The organism is Trinickia fusca, assembly GCF_003628145.1.
Taxonomy (GTDB): domain Bacteria; phylum Pseudomonadota; class Gammaproteobacteria; order Burkholderiales; family Burkholderiaceae; genus Trinickia; species Trinickia fusca.
Map to the genome: position 1 here is coordinate 391,105 of NZ_RBZV01000004.1, position 16,483 is coordinate 407,587.

Annotated in this window: 8 protein-coding genes; 4 read left to right on the forward strand and 4 right to left on the reverse strand. The window is 60.7% G+C overall.

What is annotated here, in order from left to right; translation table 11 throughout:
• Window positions 1-311: 311 nt before the first annotated feature.
• From D7S89_RS28295 to D7S89_RS13720, 3 genes are all read right to left on the reverse strand, one after another.
• Window positions 312-503: a colicin E5-related ribonuclease gene (locus D7S89_RS28295; RefSeq protein ID WP_121278215.1), complete on the reverse strand. Its 192-nt coding sequence runs from the start codon at window positions 501-503 to the stop codon at window positions 312-314.
• An 81-nt stretch (window positions 504-584) separates the two neighbouring features.
• Window positions 585-938, reverse strand: a complete 354-nt coding sequence (locus tag D7S89_RS13715) for an immunity 8 family protein (RefSeq protein WP_245982886.1) — start codon at window positions 936-938, stop codon at window positions 585-587.
• On the reverse strand, window positions 935-8,809 hold the full coding sequence (locus tag D7S89_RS13720) for a beta strand repeat-containing protein (protein ID WP_245982888.1): 7,875 nt from the start codon (window positions 8,807-8,809) through the stop codon (window positions 935-937). Before D7S89_RS13720 ends, D7S89_RS13715 begins: the two co-directional genes overlap by 4 nt.
• A gap of 830 nt (window positions 8,810-9,639) precedes the next feature.
• Between D7S89_RS13720 and hpnN the strand changes: the two genes are divergently transcribed.
• From hpnN to D7S89_RS13745, 4 genes are read left to right on the forward strand one after another with little or no spacing between them, the layout of a single operon-like run.
• Complete coding sequence (gene hpnN, locus D7S89_RS13730) at window positions 9,640-12,276, forward strand: hopanoid transporter HpnN (protein WP_121278217.1); 2,637 nt, start codon at window positions 9,640-9,642, stop codon at window positions 12,274-12,276.
• Window positions 12,269-13,195: an MlaA family lipoprotein gene (locus D7S89_RS13735; protein WP_121278218.1), complete on the forward strand. Its 927-nt coding sequence runs from the start codon at window positions 12,269-12,271 to the stop codon at window positions 13,193-13,195. The genes hpnN and D7S89_RS13735 overlap by 8 nt, the downstream gene beginning before the upstream one ends.
• A complete protein-coding gene (locus D7S89_RS13740) occupies window positions 13,195-13,989 on the forward strand; it encodes a sulfite exporter TauE/SafE family protein (protein ID WP_121278219.1) in 795 nt (264 codons plus the stop codon). Before D7S89_RS13735 ends, D7S89_RS13740 begins: the two co-directional genes overlap by 1 nt.
• Before the next feature lie 48 nt (window positions 13,990-14,037).
• A complete protein-coding gene (locus D7S89_RS13745; RefSeq protein WP_121278220.1) occupies window positions 14,038-14,310 on the forward strand; it encodes a type II toxin-antitoxin system Phd/YefM family antitoxin in 273 nt (90 codons plus the stop codon).
• Between the two features lie 51 nt (window positions 14,311-14,361).
• On the opposite strand, the gene D7S89_RS13750 is transcribed toward D7S89_RS13745, so the two are convergent.
• Window positions 14,362-16,404, reverse strand: coding sequence for a M3 family metallopeptidase (locus D7S89_RS13750; protein WP_121278221.1), 2,043 nt, complete (start codon window positions 16,402-16,404; stop codon window positions 14,362-14,364).
• Window positions 16,405-16,483: the final 79 nt, after the last annotated feature.

Consider the following 16,483-nt stretch of genomic DNA (forward strand, 5'->3'; position numbering starts at 1 on the left):
CGTCGGAGCAGTCCCCACGAAGCATCTCGCATATCTTCGGCACATAGGAATCGTATTCGTCCTGCGCCTCAAGCACATCATTTATGCCGATGGGATCCCACTCCTTCAGCAACACCAGTCGCACGCTAGCCGCAAGTACATCCGTCGCTTCATTCATTTCCCTGGTGCCCCTGGAATTACTGTATCACTGGTAGGCCAACCGGTCGTCGTACTGCTTGACCGAGCAATAATCTTGGTTCCATCCTGTAAGATAGAAATCCTGCCAGGGCCAAATGCAGCCTCTGCTCAAGGCGATACCGTTACATTCGTAGTCACTCGGCCGGGAAGCTCAGCGTCGACATGAGGTACCGAACCTCTCCATTCCGGTCATTTATCACGACGTAACCACTCTTCGGACCATACACAGGCGTTGGGTCATTTCTCGACACGCCATCCGGCATCTTGGCTGCGAATCGGTTATCCGTCGTGGTTCCGGCAGGAACTTCGCTAATGACCGCTTGCACTTCTTGCCTGTCTAATCTTGGGCCTCAAGTTTTCTGTCGATTGTGATATTGCTCGTGTTTGTGGCGACGATTTACGCGACTTTAACCCTGATAGTCCTCAAATTCCCAAGACAGATTGCGCGCGACCTTCTGCGCGACGACACCCCATTCATCGCCTGTACATTTCGCAATGTAATCGCGGACACACTTCTCGATGGCAAAACGATCGTATGCTCGAACGATCAGCATATGACGTCCCCACCGGGGCTCCCATATATTTTGACTAAGCCACTCTGGCGTGCAGATCAGGACACGGTAATCATCTGCACCCGGTGAATCATCGGGACCCACCCTAAATTCAATCCACAAACTGAAATTTTTCGGGTCATCCGGGAAATAACTATCCAGACCCACGGTCGGGCTATTCACCCACATCGATTTGATAATTGCTTTCATGGTATTACATTCAAATGACCATTGCTAATTATTGCCCCACCCGGGGTCTGCCTTACAAAATTTGCTTGAACGCCTGTTGTCGCAAAGGGCGAAGCTTTAGGCTGTGGCGGTCTATAGATCATAGTTCCGTCTGCGCTAACTAAACAACCTGGACAAGCGACTTGATTTGAGACCAACGTAGCGCCATCGCCGACCCAAACCTGCCCCAACGCGTTAGCCTCAGCGACTGTTCCCGTCCCAATAGAGAAGTTTGGATTTGACGTGCCGCTACCGGTCACCGCCGCTGCCAACCTCGAATCTTGCGCCGCGATATTGGCAAGATTCTCATTCGCGAGTTGGCCTTTCAAACCCTGAAGGGTTGCTGCGTTGGCCGTACCTTCTGACGCCACAGGTGTGTTTGTGGCAGGCCCTTGGCCAGTTGCTCCGCCTCCGGTGTCATCGCCACTATCACCACTTGACAGGATCGGCGCACCAGGCTGGATCAACGGTGGTGTCGTCGCAACCGTGCCATTTGGCAGTGGAACGGAAACCGGCGGCGTCACAACGGCCCCTCCAGTCATCGGCGGATTGCCGTTGTTCGCCTGCACCAATGGATTCGGATCCGACGGCGGCGTCTGCGCGCTGTTCCTGTTCATCACGCCAACGAACTGACTCGCCTGCCCCGTCAGCCAGTTGTCCATTCGCTGCTTGAACTGCAGCGCATCGACAAACGCGTCTGCCAATGTGCTCAGCACTCCGCCATTCTTTACCGCCTGCGCCGTATGGTCCCCAGCCCCGGAGTTGTTCAGCGCCTCATTCTGAGCAGTCGTCACCGCAGACTGCGCATTGAGCCCCGCCAATCCAGCTAGGCCTCCGCCCACCAGCGTCGAAAACGTCGCCAGCGCAGCCAACTGCCCTTGATCTAGCGACGCACCAGACGGATCAATTGCCTTAATGAAGTCCGGCGAGAACGCAGCGCTAGCTGCTCCCCCCATCGCCCCGGCCGCACACCCGTTTCCTTCAGCCGCACCCGCCGCGCAGCCCAACAACCCGTGAGTCAGGATGTACTGCGGCGAACCGACCGGTATCAACGAGCCCGACGTACCAGCGGCCTCGCCGACTGCATACGCCCCGGCAGCGGCTGCATCACTCACCACGCTATTGCGCAGGTTCGTGAGGAAGCTGCCCCCCTGTATCGCCGTTTGTACCCCAGCCTGGATCGTCGCTTCGGCCCCAATGGCTGCAATCACTGTCGGAAGCGATTGCGACGAGCCTCCCGCAACGGGGACAAATGCACTGCCAGCAGACTGCACTCCGGCCAACGCAGCGAGACTGTTGGGCGAATACCCCCATGACCAACCCACACTGCCACCGTTAACCGTGATGCCGTTCAACAGGCCTGCGGTTGTCGCCGATACTGCCCCGGTTTCGAACATCGTACCGACGTTGAACGAGCCATTGCCGAATGCGGTTTGGCTCATCGCGCTATTCATCATTCCAGCGAAGCCAGCCGACAGTGCCGCATTGCCGACGCCCGCGCCCACTAAACCAACGCCGCCTCCGCCCGCTGCGAACATCGTCCCAGACCCCGCCGTCGCGCCCGCCGCAGTACCGATTGCCGCCGATGCGGCTCCCGCGGACATGATGGAGATCCCAATAATGACCGCGACCATCCAGAGCTGGTCGTACCAAGCCTCGGCACCGATCACCGACGTATCGAGGTGGTTGCTAACCGCACTCTGGGTAAAGTTGCCACCAAGACTGCCTTTGAGGCTCGTGAGCAACTGTGTCGTTGCTGCTTGATCGACGCTTCCGTCGCTCCCCACCTGCTGGAGTGCTCCGCCGATTTGCTGGATGGCTTGCGCGTTCAGCGTATAGTTGGCAGCCGACATAAAGCCGCCTTGCTGGACGACCGTACCCGTAGTCTTCGCAATGTAGCCGTCGTCAATCGCTTGGTAGATCAAGCCAACATCCGTTGAGCGCTGCTCATTCGTCAGCGTTCCAGTGTTGACTGCCAGACTCTGCGCAGAGACAGAGCCTGTATTCAAAATGCTGTTGTTGTAATCGAGGGTGACGTTCTTGCCGCTTATCTCGCCGTCTGCATTGACCTGAGCGTAATTCTGCGGCAACAGCACTTCCGGGACGAGCGCCCGAACTGTGGGGCAGGTCCCGTTACCGGTGGCACTGCACCCAGGCTCCGGCACGCTTTGCTCGACGTACCAGAGCATCGGTTCGCTCACAAGCGCGAGCTGTGTCTGGCTCAGCTGTGTGCCCAGGGCAATATTGTGTTCTTTAGCGTACTGAAGAGCCGCACCGTATAAGGCCTTCTTCTGCTGATTCTGAACCGAAGCCTGGTCGGTACTGTCCGCAGCACTTGTCGTGCTGTAGAAGGTCGCCCGTCCCGTGGATTGCAAAGCGGCCTGCTCGATCTGCTGATTCTCGGTGTAGGGATCGTAGTAGAACGGCACCTTGCCCGGCTGCAAATTGGCCGGTAGCGCAGCCAAAAGCGCCCCCGGCGACAAGGCTGGCATCGTGAACGACGCCGGGTTATTGACAAAGTACGAAACAGTCGCTGAGCCAGTCGTTTGCGCCGTTGCCGCTTCCACGACCGGAGCGACCGGCTTCCCGATCGTCTGTACGCCGATCGGCATAGTCGGCGGGGGGCCTGCGCCGCCCGTGACGGAAATAGCCTCGCCGCTCATTGTCGTGACGAGGCCAGCACTATTAACAGTCGTCGACGCCATCTCCGGCATCGCAGGCGGTCCCAACGTAATCACCTGGCCCGAAACCACCGGAGCCGGCGTATAGACGTGAGGATTCGTCAGGCCGTTAACGAGTTGTGCGCCGCTTAGCGATACCGCCTGACCGATGACATTACCGGTGTTAGTGAGCGTTGGCGACTTCACCGACAGTGCATTGCCCGCCTGGATCGTCGATGGCACGAAATCGGCAAAGCCCGCAGCCGAAGGCAATCCGGGGGCCGCCTGCGCATCACCCGGCGAGTACGCAGCCCCATAAAGACTTGCGCATTGAGCCGCGTTTCCTGCGCAACCCCATGACGGACCATAGAGATCTGCATGCCAGAAGGATTGAAAATATTGGTTGTCACTCGACGCACCATTGGTGGCCGATATCGACACGTTGTTCAGCGCCGTCACGAGACTGCCAGTATTGCTAAACGCGCTTGCCTGCAGACTCACATTGTGATTGGCGCTGACGATCGCAGCATTGCCCGATTGGACGCCGATGTACGTTTCGCAATTTTGCTCGCAGCCAGCGAAGGGGCCTTTGCGTCCGTAGTTTTCGTGGACGTATGCCGGTGCCGATATCGAGTTCGTCAAGGAGGCGGCATTGATGTTGACGTCGTAACCAGCCTCGATCGCACCGGAAACATTCGCTACGCTGCCCGCCTGAGTCAGCGCGGCCGACACCGTAACACCGTCATTTGCCAGTGTCCCAGCACCGCCGATAATCACGTTACGGCCTGCGGCGATATTGGCGTATTTGTTATTCAACATGCCGGCGGCGATAACGACGTCGTTTCCAGCAGTAACGTTGCTGTTGATCTGTTGGTAGCTGTAGTTCTGAGAATTGGGGTTACTGGTGTTCAGTATCGAGCAACCCGTGTTCGAAACGCCAGCTGCACAGCCAGCCGTGGTTGTCGTCGTGCCGGTATTCGTGCCTTGGTTAGTGAAGCCCTTGGCGGCGATGTTAACGTCGTTACCCGCGGCCAAGGCGCCTGCATTCGTCAAACTTCCGCCTGACAAATTGAGATCGTGGCCCGCGGCAATACGGCCTGTGGGGCCTTGAACCGTCACAGAGGAAGACGTTGAAGGGAGCGATGTTGCTTGCTTGTCGAACGTGAACGAGATTGGAGGCACGTCCATGCAGCCCCCGCCCCCGTTCGGAGGGCAGAGGTCCTGCACCGGCACGCTCGAAGGCACCGTGACACCAGTGATAACCGGAGCATTCATCGAATTCAACGTGGCAAGAAACGCATTGAGCGATGCCGCGTTGACCGTGTCCGTGACCGACGACGAGTAAGCTTGACCTCCGTTGGACAGCGACTGAACATGCACATTGACGTCGTTGCCGGCCGTGACTGTCCCCGCCTGATTGTTCAGGCTGTTTGCAGTGAGGGTCAGATTGTGGCCGGCGGCGATCACCGAATTGACGCCGCTCGACTGGATGATCGTCGTCGTCTCGTCGACGGTTGGCAACGAGACGGTGCGCGTGGCGGTATATCCGGAGATGGTGCCATCCTGCACAACCCACATGTCTGGGTAAACAGCGGTACCGCCGTCGGTATTCTCCCCTACCTTTACAGGCACTTTCACAAATTGCACCGTGCCTGAAGTCGCGACGGGGTTTTCCTGCGAGAGGATGACACCGCCCCACCCATAGGACCACACCGCTGATGGCCCCGGCGTATTGCCTGTCGAGGACAGCAAACCGCCAATCGTCGCCTGAAGCGTCGTCGAGTTCAGGCTGAGCATCCCGGCGCCACCGATCTTTAGCGGGTAATTGAAGAGCTCTGTGCCGATGGCGGTGGCCATCACGAGCGGGATGTTGACTACCGTGGTAGTAGCCGTTGATGTGGTAGGGGCACCCGATACTGTCGAATTGTTCACATTGGCCGCTGCAATGGCCAAATCGTTGACTGCCGTCAGCGTGCCGCCCCCATTCGCCAAATCGCCACTGAGATTGACGCTGACGTTACCCTGCCCTGCGGCACTTGAGCTGTTGCCCGCCCTAGTGATGCCGTTCGTATTGTCGTAATTTGTGCCCGAAATATTGAGCGCGTTAAGAGCCTGGACGATGCCTCGATTAGAGGCCGACCCATTTAGAATTAGCGCATTGCCCGCGCTAATGATCCCGCCCGTTTGGTTGGTCAACGAGCCGTTGATCGTGAGATTCGTGGCGCTAAGTGTGCCCGCATTTGAAACGCCCCCTGTGAGCGTCAAGGTACCGCCGCCTTGGCTCAACGAACCAGAATTGCTAGTGCCTTGACTCGTCGTGATGGCCGTTTTGGTACTAGGCAACGCCCACGATCCTGAGTTACTGATCGCTTGCGCGGCTATGCTCATGCCATATCCGCCACTTATTGTTCCGAATGCGGCAGTCGATGGATCGATCGTCTGATTCGGTAAGCTGAGCGTCAATACGTTTTGAGCTAGCACTTTGCCGTTCGTATTGTTGAAGCTCCCGTTTCCACCGGTAATCGTCACGGTCGCATTACCGGTGGCCGCAGTCGGGTGATTGACGTCACCGGCAAAGATCAATCCGTTGCTGTTGTTCAGCGAACCGGCAGTGAACGTCAGCGCATTCGACGCGAATAGCCCTCCTGAATTTGTCGTACCGCCCGACATGCTGACGTTAAATGTGGGCGCGTAAACGGTGCCCTCGTTATCGAGCGTTACCGCGATCAACGTCGCCATCTTGAGGGACGATAGCTGGCCTTGGTTAGTGATAGCGGCTCCCGATACATTCAGGTTTCCGCTCGCCATTTGGCGCCCAACGTTCGCGACGCCACCGCCCGCCAGCGTCGCATCGCTCAAATACGCTGCCGTCCCACCCGTTTTCAGAGTTGTGGTGCCCGTCGCGGCATACGTGCCACCGACTACGGCATTGGCCGTCGAGACATTGGCACCTTTTAATGTCGCGCTGCCGGTAACGTTGAGTTCAGGCGCGCTCGCGTTAAACGCGGCATTGAGCTGTCCGGCAGACGTATCCAACGTGTTCACCGCTTGCGCGATCAGATTGCCGCCTACCGACACCCCCTGTGTCGTAATGTTGTTGGCCGTCAACCTGGCATCATGCGTGACCGTTGTCTGCGCGTTCAATGCGATGTCGCGGCCAGCGTTCAAGACCGCGGCGCCCGCCGTCGATACCTGACCACTTGCTTTCAAGCTGCCGCTTTGCGCGTTTAAGCCGAGGTCGCCCAGGCTGGTAATGCCGCCCTCTGCATTTAGATCATTGCCGGCAGTCACGCTCATTGCCTTACCGACAAGCGCGTTACCCGCAAGCGTCGCGCTACCCGCCGTCGCCGTAAGTGTCTCCGCACCCACGACTGTCGTCGCGCGGACCGAAAGGTTCGCCCCCGCTGTCGCAAACAGGTTATTGCCTGTTTGAATTCCGCCGCTAATGCTTATATCGCGCCCCGCGGATAGCTGCGCGTCATGCGCGGCACTTATCGCGCCGCTGCCGGCAAGAGTACGCCCCGCGCTAATCGCCGCATTCCCTGCGCCATCGGCCTCGAGACTACCGTTGAGGGCTACATCACGTGCGGCAGTAATCGTTGAGGATTTGCTGCTATGAACGCTGCCAGTAATCGTGACGTCCTGCCCAGCGCCCGCCGTGACAGCGCCCACGCTCGACAATCCGCCGCCAATGAAAAGGGAGCCCGTCGAAGCGCTAACCGCTGCGTCGCCTGAGCTGAACACCGCGCCACCCAGGCTTACACTCTGCGCCCCAGTTACAGTCAAAGCACCGAGCGTTCCGACATTGCCTGTTGTAGCGAGGGTACCGCTCAACGCCATCAGCGTCATATCGCTCGCCCCTGCAATGGCGCCGTTGACGCTGGCATTGCGTGCGCCTTTCAGAGTTACGGTGTTCCCGCTTTCGACGGAGCCGCTTACCCAAAGGTCGCGCCCTGCATTTGCTTCAACTTTGCCAGGAGAGGTGATTGATGAATTGACCGCGAGATCTCCAGTAGCGGTATGCAGAGTAAGATCCTGTCCGGAGGCGGACCCAAGCGTCATCGAATTTTGAGCGGCTATCGCAACATGGCCGTTAGCTGCAAGCTTGCCAGCCGAAAGGCTCCCTCCCGCATTCATCGACAGGCCATGAACCGCCGATACCGAAGCGGGCGCATTGACGTCGCCGTTCGCGTTGACGGTGTAGTTCTGATTCGCGAGCCCGGTGCCGGCGATAGTGGTGTTGCCTGCGCTACTTAGCGTGACATCCTGGTTTGCGAACGTGTTGCCAACGGAAATATCACCGTTCGATGTCACGACTGCATTGCCTGCCGCCGCAGCCAGCGTGCCCTGCATGTTGACGCCCATACCGGCCGCCGTCGACACGATGAAGATCTGTCCGCTCGTAACCGAGCCGTACTGGCTCGCGTCAATGGCCGCGTTGTTATCAATAACGGAAGCCTTGTTCGCCGTGCCGTTAGGTATCGTGCTGTAGGACGCGCTGCCTGATGCCGCAGGCGTGACGGTCTGGTTGCCGGCGATGATGTTCACGCGCTGGTCCGCCCGCAACGGCGCGTTGATGCTGACGGTCTGCCCGATGAGGTCGATGTCCCCGACCGTACCCTCAATGCCAACGCCGGGATTCATCGCGCCTTGCGGGCCGTCGATGATGATCCGTCCCGAACTGACGTTGTAAGCAACCGCGCTTGCGTGAGGAAAATCGGTCAGCGTACCACCACTGCCTGTCAGGAACTGCGGAGTACCGGTGGTCAGCACGAGCCCTGAAATGTTCGTCAAAGCGAGCCCGTTGACTGAAATTCCGTTAGGGCTGCTAATAATGACGGCCGCTGGGCTTCCGAAAACTTCGAGTGGCCCCATCAGCGTCGACGCAGGGCCAGTCGACGTAACCTCATTGATGATCGTACTCGCCGTGCGCCCACCAAGATGCGGATTGGCTGGGAGCGCACCACCCAGAAGCGGCGTTCCCGCTACCAGGCTGTTGTTCAGCACTAAGCCTGTGCTGTCGACATTAAATGACTGGTATTGATTCAAGCTCACGCCATTGGCATTTGGCGCGGCGATATTGACAGCGGAAATCCCCGTACTGGTCTGCGTGATGGTGGGTTGGAACGGAATGGGCGCGCGCGGATCAACGATAGCCGCAGCTTGAGCGGTCTCATCGATTAAAAGCGCCATCGGGCAAAGGTATACCGCCCAGGCGGTTAGAACTGCCGTGACACGCCGCCATAAGGCGTATCGCACAGGAGTCAACCGCTCTGCGCTCCAATTTCGGCGCCTGTCCAACGCCATCGCACGTTGCAGTGCGTGGTAATAAACCACCCCGTCTGCCGCTCTCATTTTTAAGCGTTTTGTTAGTAATTATTGGCCCGGGCGCGAAGATATCAGAATTCCACGATTCATTACAAATTGTTTCAACTTAAGGCGAATTACCAGCCAATTGTTTCGGAAAACGTGGCCAATATGGAAACGCAGAATATGCGTCGCTCCTATTTTCAAATCATGACTGCATGTTGGACGAATGCCGGAAAGAGATGATTGGAGTGCTGGCGGGGACCGAGCGCCAACGGAAATGGAATCGTTGGCGGACAGCGGCTTGGGCGTGAAAATTTCGACTGCGCCGCTACCGCACCAGTTAGAAGCCAGCCAAGGCTCGCAGGAATAATTCAGCTGAATCCTGGCCCCTTGGGGCGTCAAGGGCCAATTGCACCGAGAAATCCCTAAGCCACTGCCGCGCCGGGCGCGGCGAGCCAACATATGCAAAACGTTACAGCAGAACTTCTAGCCCCTTGCGATCAACCAGGTTAAGCAACTTTAGCGATGGGCCGTTCGGACGCTTCTGCCCCTGTTCCCACTTCTGCACTGTCGAGGCGCTCGTATTCAGATACGCAGCGTTCCGGCCGCACCTCGGCCCGATACCGGGGGCCTCTGCCCCGCCCGGCACGGCTCGGCCCGATACGCCGGTATACTTGGACGTTTTACCCCACCGCTTTCGTTTCCGCCCCACCATGCTGACGTCCCTCATCGTTCGACTCGTTGTCTGGTCGGTGCGCCGCCCGCTATGGGTCGTCGCGCTGGCGCTCGTGCTTGCCGTGGCAAGCAGCGTCTACGTCGTCGGCCATTTCCGCATCAACACCGACGTCAGCAAGCTCATCGACACCGAGCCGCAGTGGTCCGCGCTCAGCAATGCGATGGATCGCGCGTTCCCGCAACGCGACGAGACGGTCCTGGCCGTCGTCGAAGCCGGCGCGCCCGAACTGGCCGACGCCGCCGCCAATGCGCTCGCGGCCGGCCTCCAGGAGGCCTCGCATGCCGGCCGCATCGGCGCGGTCTCGCAGCCGGGCGGCGGTCCGCTGTTCGAGCACGACGGTCTGCTCTTTCTGCCGCAGAACGCCGTCGCCGACACCACCTCGCAACTGGCGCGCGCCCGCCCGCTCGTCAACACGCTCGCGCACGACCCAAGCGTGACGGGCCTCGCCACCACGCTCTCGACGCTGCTCGGCACGCCGCTGCAGTCGGGGCAGGTCAAACTGCCCGACCTGGCGCGGTTGCTCGAACGCAGCGCCGCGACCGTCGACGACGTGCTGGCAGGCAAGAGCGCGGCGTTCTCGTGGCGCGCGCTCGTCGATGGCGATGCGGCTGCGCAGCCGGCCCGTGCGTTCGTGACGGTCGAGCCCGTCGTCAACTACGCGGCGCTCCAAGCGGGCGCTCAGACCTCCGAAACGATCCGTGCGGTCGCCCGCCAGCTCAACTTGCAACAGCGCTTCGGCGCCGTCGTTCGGCTCACCGGCTCGCAGCCCCTTGCCGACGAGGAGTTCGCATCGGTTGCCGACGGCGCCGCCGTGAACGGCATCGGCACACTGGTGGTCGTGCTGGCGATCCTGTGGCTCGCGCTGCGCTCCAAGCGCATGATCCTCGCGATCTTCGCGACGCTCGCGGTAGGTCTGCCGATTACAGCAGCACTGGGGCTCATGATCGTGGGCTCGCTGAACATGATCTCGGTCGCGTTCATGGTGCTGTTCGTCGGTCTGGGCGCCGACTTCGCCATTCAGTACGGCGTGAAATACCGAGAGGAGCGCTATCGCGACGAGCGGCTCGATCATGCGCTCATCGGTGCCGCGCATTCGATGGGCATGCCGCTCACGCTGGCCGCCGCGGCCGTGGCAACGAGCTTCTTCTCGTTCCTGCCAACCGCCTACCGCGGCGTGTCGGAGCTCGGCCTCATCGCCGGCATCGGGATGGTCGTGGCCTATCTGAGCACGATGACGCTGCTGCCCGCGTTGCTGAGGCTGCTCGCGCCGCCCGGCGAAGCGGCTCAGCCCGGCTTCCCCCGGCTCGCGCCCGTCGACGACTATCTGCAGCGCAACCGCAAGCCGATCCTGATCGGCACGCTCGTCGTCCTGCTCGGCGCGTCGCCGCTGCTCCTGCATCTGCGCTTCGACTTCAATCCGCTCAATCTGAAGGATCCGTCGACCGAATCGATGGCGACGCTGTTGTCGCTGAAGAACTCACCTGAAGCCTCTGTCAACGACGTCGCCGTGCTCGCACCGTCGCTTGCAGCGGCCGATGCGACCGCGCAACGCCTGCGCAAGCTGCCCGAGGTGGGGCGCGTGACGACGCTGACGACGTTCATCCCCGACGACCAGCCGCCCAAGCTCGCGCTGATCAAGGATGCCGCCCAAGCGCTGCTGCCCGCTTTGACGCAGACGCCGGCCCCGGCTGCGACCGACGCGCAACGTGTGGCGGCGCTCAAGCGGACGTCGAACCTGCTGTCGTACGCGGCCGAGGACTACCCGGGCCCGGGTGCGAAGGAAGCCAAGCACTTGTCGGCATCGCTGGCGAAGCTCGCGGCTGCCGATGCGGCTACGCGCGAGCGCGCCGAAGCGGCGTTCGCGCTGCCCCTGCGTCTCGCGCTGCGGCAGCTGACGTTGCTGCTGCAACCGTCCGCGATCGTGCGCGAGAACTTGCCCCCCGAGATCGTGCGCGATTGGGTCGCGCCCGACGGCCGTGCGCTCGTGCAGATCTCGCCGCGCGTGCTGCCTGGCACCGATCCCAACGACGATACGATGCTGCGCCGCTTCGCGAATGCCGTAAAACACGCGGAACCGGGCGCGATCGGAGGACCGATCTCGATCCTGCACTCGGCCAACACGATCATCATGGCGTTCCTGCAGGCTGCGGCATGGGCCGTGATGTCGATCACGCTGCTGCTATGGCTCGCGCTGCGCCGCTTCGGCGACGTGCTGCGCACGATGATTCCGTTGCTCGTCTCGGCGCTCGTTACACTCGAGCTGTGCGTGGTATTCGACATGCCATTGAACTTCGCGAATATCATCGCGCTACCGCTGATGCTCGGGGTCGGGGTGGCTTTCAAGGTGTACTTCGTGATGGCGTGGCGCGCCGGGCAAACGAGCCTGCTGCAATCGAGCCTCACGCATGCCGTGTTGTTCAGCGCGGCGACGACGGCGACGGCGTTCGGCAGCCTGTGGCTCTCGCATCACCCCGGCACGGCCAGCATGGGGCGTCTGCTTGCGCTCGCGCTGACGTGCACGCTGATCGGGGCCGTGGTCTTCCAGCCGGTGTTGATGGGCAAGCCGCGCGCTGCGCGCGTTTCGAAAAAAGAACTCGAAGGAATCGATGGCTAACATTCGAATTTCCGTCGCCGCGCTGGTCGCCGCGATGTCTTTGGCTGGCTGCGCGAGCGCGCCGAATCGCACGCCGGGCGATCCGCTCGAGCCGATGAACCGCGTGGTGTTCAAGGTCAACGACACCATCGACCAGACCATCGCGGTGCCGATCGCGAAGGGCTATCAGAAGATCACGCCGCATCCGCTGCGCACGGCCGTCAGCAACTTCTTCTCGAACCTCGGCGATCTGACCAACATCGCGAACGAGCTGCTGCAGCTGAAGATCACCGATGCGACCGAAGACCTCGTGCGCTTTGCGATGAACTCGACGTTCGGCATCGGCGGGCTCATCGACTTCGCGACGCCCGCGCGCTTGCCGAAGCACCACCAGGACTTCGGGCTCACGCTGGGCCACTGGGGCGTGCCGTCCGGGCCTTATTTGGTACTGCCGATCTTTGGACCTAGTTCGGTGCGCGACGGCATCGGCCTCGCCGTCGACGTGCGTTTCAATCCGCTCAACTATGCGACGGAGCCCGCCGTGCGCACGTCGCTGTACGCGTTGCAGTTCGTGAGCACCCGCTCCGATCTGCTCGGTGCGACCAACGTGCTCGAACAGGCGGCCCTCGACAAATACTCGTTCGTTCGCGACGCCTACACGCAGCAGCGGCGCGCACGTTTGAGCGGCGGCGAAGCGGCACCGCCCGCGCTGCCGAATTACGGCGACGAGGAAGACAGTGGGGCCGCGCCGGCCGCTCCTGCTTCGGGAGCGGCGCCTGCTTCAGGGGTGGCGCCTGCATCGGCCCCTGCTGCGGCCGCAGCGCCCGCCTCCACGGCAACGCCTGCTTCGACGCCCGCCGCACCGGCCTCGCCGGCTAGCGGCGACGCACCTACGCCCGCCACACCTGCCGCACCTGCCAGCGCCACGCAGGGTCAGTGATGACTCACTTCGACTGCTGCTCAGGCATCCTGACCGCCAGCCTGCAAGCGCTGCCTGCCTACGCGCTCGCAGGCATCGTGGTGGCGCTCGTGCTGGGCGGAATGGTCAAAGGTGTCGTCAGCATCGGCGTGCCGCTCGTCGCAATGCCGATCCTGAGCCAGTTCATGCCCGTCAAGCAAGCCGTGTTGCTGCTGTCGATGCCCGTCATCCTCGGCAACATTCCGCAAGCGCTCGAAGGCGGCGAAGTCTGGGCGACCATGCGCAAGATCGCCGCGCCGCTTATCGGCACGGTGCTCGGCAATCTCGTCGGCGTGGCGATCTTAGTCTCGCTCGAGCCGCACCATGCGCAGGCAGCCGCTGGCGCGTTGCTGATTTTCGCGGCGCTGCTGCTGCTCGCCTCGCCACGCTTTGCGTTGCCGCCTCGCTGGGTCAAGCCGGTCGGCTTCGTGCTCGGCTTTGGCGCGGCGATGATGGAGAGCATCGCGTCGATTCCTGGTCCGCTGCTCGCGATCTATCTGATCGCGTCGGGCGCACGCGGAAGCGCTTTCACGAAGCAGATGGGCATGATCCTGGTCGTCTCGATCGTGACGCTCGTCATTGCGTTCAAAGGCGGCGCACACGCAAGCGGGTTCGATCTGCTCATTTCCGCCGCCGCCAGCGTGCCCGTCATCGCCGGCATGGTGCTCGCCCGGCCGCTACGCGACAAGCTGCCGCCGCACGCGTTTCGTCTCGTCGTGTTGCTGTTCGTGCTGGCCGCTGCCCTGCAGATGATTCGGAAGGCGATGGGGTGGTGATGGGGGGATGGTGTGGCGAGCGAAGCCACATCGCGTGCGAGAGACACCATGAAGTTCTCCACCCAGATTAAGCCCATCGGCTACCTCAAAAGCCACACGGCGGAAATCGTCCAAGATATTCCGGAGAGTCGCGAACCCATGTTGATCACCCAGAACGGCGACGCCAAGCTCGTAGCCATGGAAGTGCACTCCTACGAGGAGAATGAGGAGACGCTTGCTCTCCTCAAGATCCTGGCCCTCGGAAACCGCGAAATCGAGCAAGGACATTTTCGAGCCGCTGACGACGTGTTTGCTGAACTGGACAAGGAAGACGCGCAGTGACCGTCAAAGTCGTCTTCCTCCAATCCGCTGAGGCCGATCTCGAAAGGCACGTTACGCTTCCGCGACCCCTCGCTTGCGGGCAAGCGCCATCGGATCGGGGGCACGCCCCCTGAAATCGCGAAATGCCAGATCCGGGTCTCTCGCGTTACCGATGCTCAAGAGGCAGTCATGCAATCGCTTTGCGACCTGCGGATCGAATGGATCGTCGATCTCCATAAATGCCTCGAATGCATCAGCCTCGAGTACCTGCGCCCATAGATAGACGTAGTAGCCGGCGGCATAGCCATCGCCCGAGAAGATGTGTCGAAAGTGCGAAAGGCGATGGTTGACGTCGGCTTCGCGAACCATGCCGAAGCTGGCGAATTGCTTCGATTGGAATGCTTCGATATCAAGCCCGGTGGCATCAGGCAGCGAATGCAGCTCGATATCGATGAGCGCCGATGCCAGATAGCGAACGAGTTCAAAGCCCTCGTTGAAGACGCGTGCGGCGCGCAGACTCGCGATCAATTCATCGGGGATCGGGGCGCCGGTATCGGCGTGCTTCGCATGAAGTGCGAGCAACTCCGGGTCAAGCACCCAATTCTCGAACAGATGGGAAGGAAACTCGACGAAGTCTCGCGCTACCCGCGTGCCGGAGAGCCGGCTGAAACGCACGTTGGACAACAGGCTATGAAGCGCATGGCCAAATTCATGGAAGAGCGTATCGACATCGTCGATGCCAAGTTGCGTTGGCGCTCCAGCACGGCCTTGGAGTGATGCACTGTTGATCACGATCGGTAGCATCGGATCATGTCCATCGCAGCGCATGCGGAACTCAGATTCCCACGCTCCAGAATTTTTGCGATCGCGCGCATAGTAGTCAGCAACGAAGTAACCGATGATGCGGCCTTGTTGCTCCACGTCCCAGAGGCGAACGTCCGGGTGGTAGAGCACCACGTCGTTGCGTTCACGAAAGGACAAGCCAAAGAGACGATGCGCGCAGTCGAACACCGCGCGAATCACCGACTCCAGTTCGAAATGGCGACTGACGAAAGCGGCGTCGATGTTGAACTTTCGCGCCTTCAATCTTTCGGTGAGATAGCGCCAGTCCCAAGGCTCGATATCAGTTGACTCCCCGAGATCAGCGGCAATCGCTCGAAGGTCGGCGAGCTCAGTTTGGCAAAGTGCCTTAGCCGGCGCCCATAGGCTATCGAGCAAAGCTCGCGCGGCCTGCGGCGTGCCCGCCATGCGGTCGCTCAACGCGTAATCCGCGTAGCTCCGGTATCCGAGCAACTTCGCCAGGTCGAGGCGAAGCGCAACGATTTCGCGGATGACCGGGCGGTTGTCGAATGCCGGCTCGGTGCATCGTGCGCTCCACGCGCGCCAGATGCGCTCTCGAAGGTCTCGGCGCGAGGAGTAGGTCAGGAATGAGACGACGCTCGAGTACTTCAGCGTGAAGACGTAGCGGGCTGACGTTTCCTTCGATTTTTCAATCCGTGCGGCATCGCGCACAAAATCAGGTAGCCCCTTTAGCTCGTCTGCGGTAGTTAGCTCAAGCTTGAAGGCATCGGTTGAAGCGACTAGATTCTGGCTGAAAGTCACGCACAGTTGCGCGAGCCGTTCCTTGATCGCAGCGAAGCGGTCCGCATCGTCCTGTCTCAGCGCGACGCCATTGCGAACGAAATCCAGGTGAATCCGCTCGAGGAGACGCAACTCGTCTGCCGCAAGCCCCTGCTGATGCCGGCTCTGATAAAGCGAGTCGAGGCGCTCGAAGTAAGACCGGTGGCTCAACGCCTTCGCATGGTATTGCGCCAACAATGCACAGACCTCCGCCTCGACCGCCCAAAGCTCGTCGGTACCGACCGTGAGCCGCAGGATCTCGAACAGCGCGTCGATTCGTTCGAGGTGCCCGCTCGTTGCCTCAAACGCCGCAACCGTGTTGGCAAACGTTGCAGGTTCCGGGTTCGATGCGATGGCGTCGATGCGTGCGAGCCGTTCGCTCGCGAGTTGGGCGACGGCTGGAGCAAAGTGATGGGGGCGTATGACGGCGAAAGGCGGGAATTGGCCGGCCTCACGCCAGTCCGTCAAAAGGGGGTTCGGTTCTGGACGGGTCATGCTCTTCTCCGGTTCTTATTCAAATCGTGGTCCGTTGCGCAGCGGATGCAACGGTATCGGCGAATCGACGTTGAGTCAA

Coding starts and splice junctions, on each gene's coding strand:
- D7S89_RS13735 (WP_121278218.1), top strand. CDS start 12,269: ATGGCTAACATTCGAATTTCCGTCGCCGCGCTGGTCGCCGCGATGTCT.
- D7S89_RS13720 (WP_245982888.1), bottom strand. CDS start 8,809: ATGGCGCTTTTAATCGATGAGACCGCTCAAGCTGCGGCTATCGTTGAT.
- hpnN (WP_121278217.1), top strand. CDS start 9,640: ATGCTGACGTCCCTCATCGTTCGACTCGTTGTCTGGTCGGTGCGCCGC.
- D7S89_RS13750 (WP_121278221.1), bottom strand. CDS start 16,404: ATGACCCGTCCAGAACCGAACCCCCTTTTGACGGACTGGCGTGAGGCC.
- D7S89_RS13740 (WP_121278219.1), top strand. CDS start 13,195: ATGACTCACTTCGACTGCTGCTCAGGCATCCTGACCGCCAGCCTGCAA.
- D7S89_RS13715 (WP_245982886.1), bottom strand. CDS start 938: ATGAAAGCAATTATCAAATCGATGTGGGTGAATAGCCCGACCGTGGGT.
- D7S89_RS13745 (WP_121278220.1), top strand. CDS start 14,038: ATGAAGTTCTCCACCCAGATTAAGCCCATCGGCTACCTCAAAAGCCAC.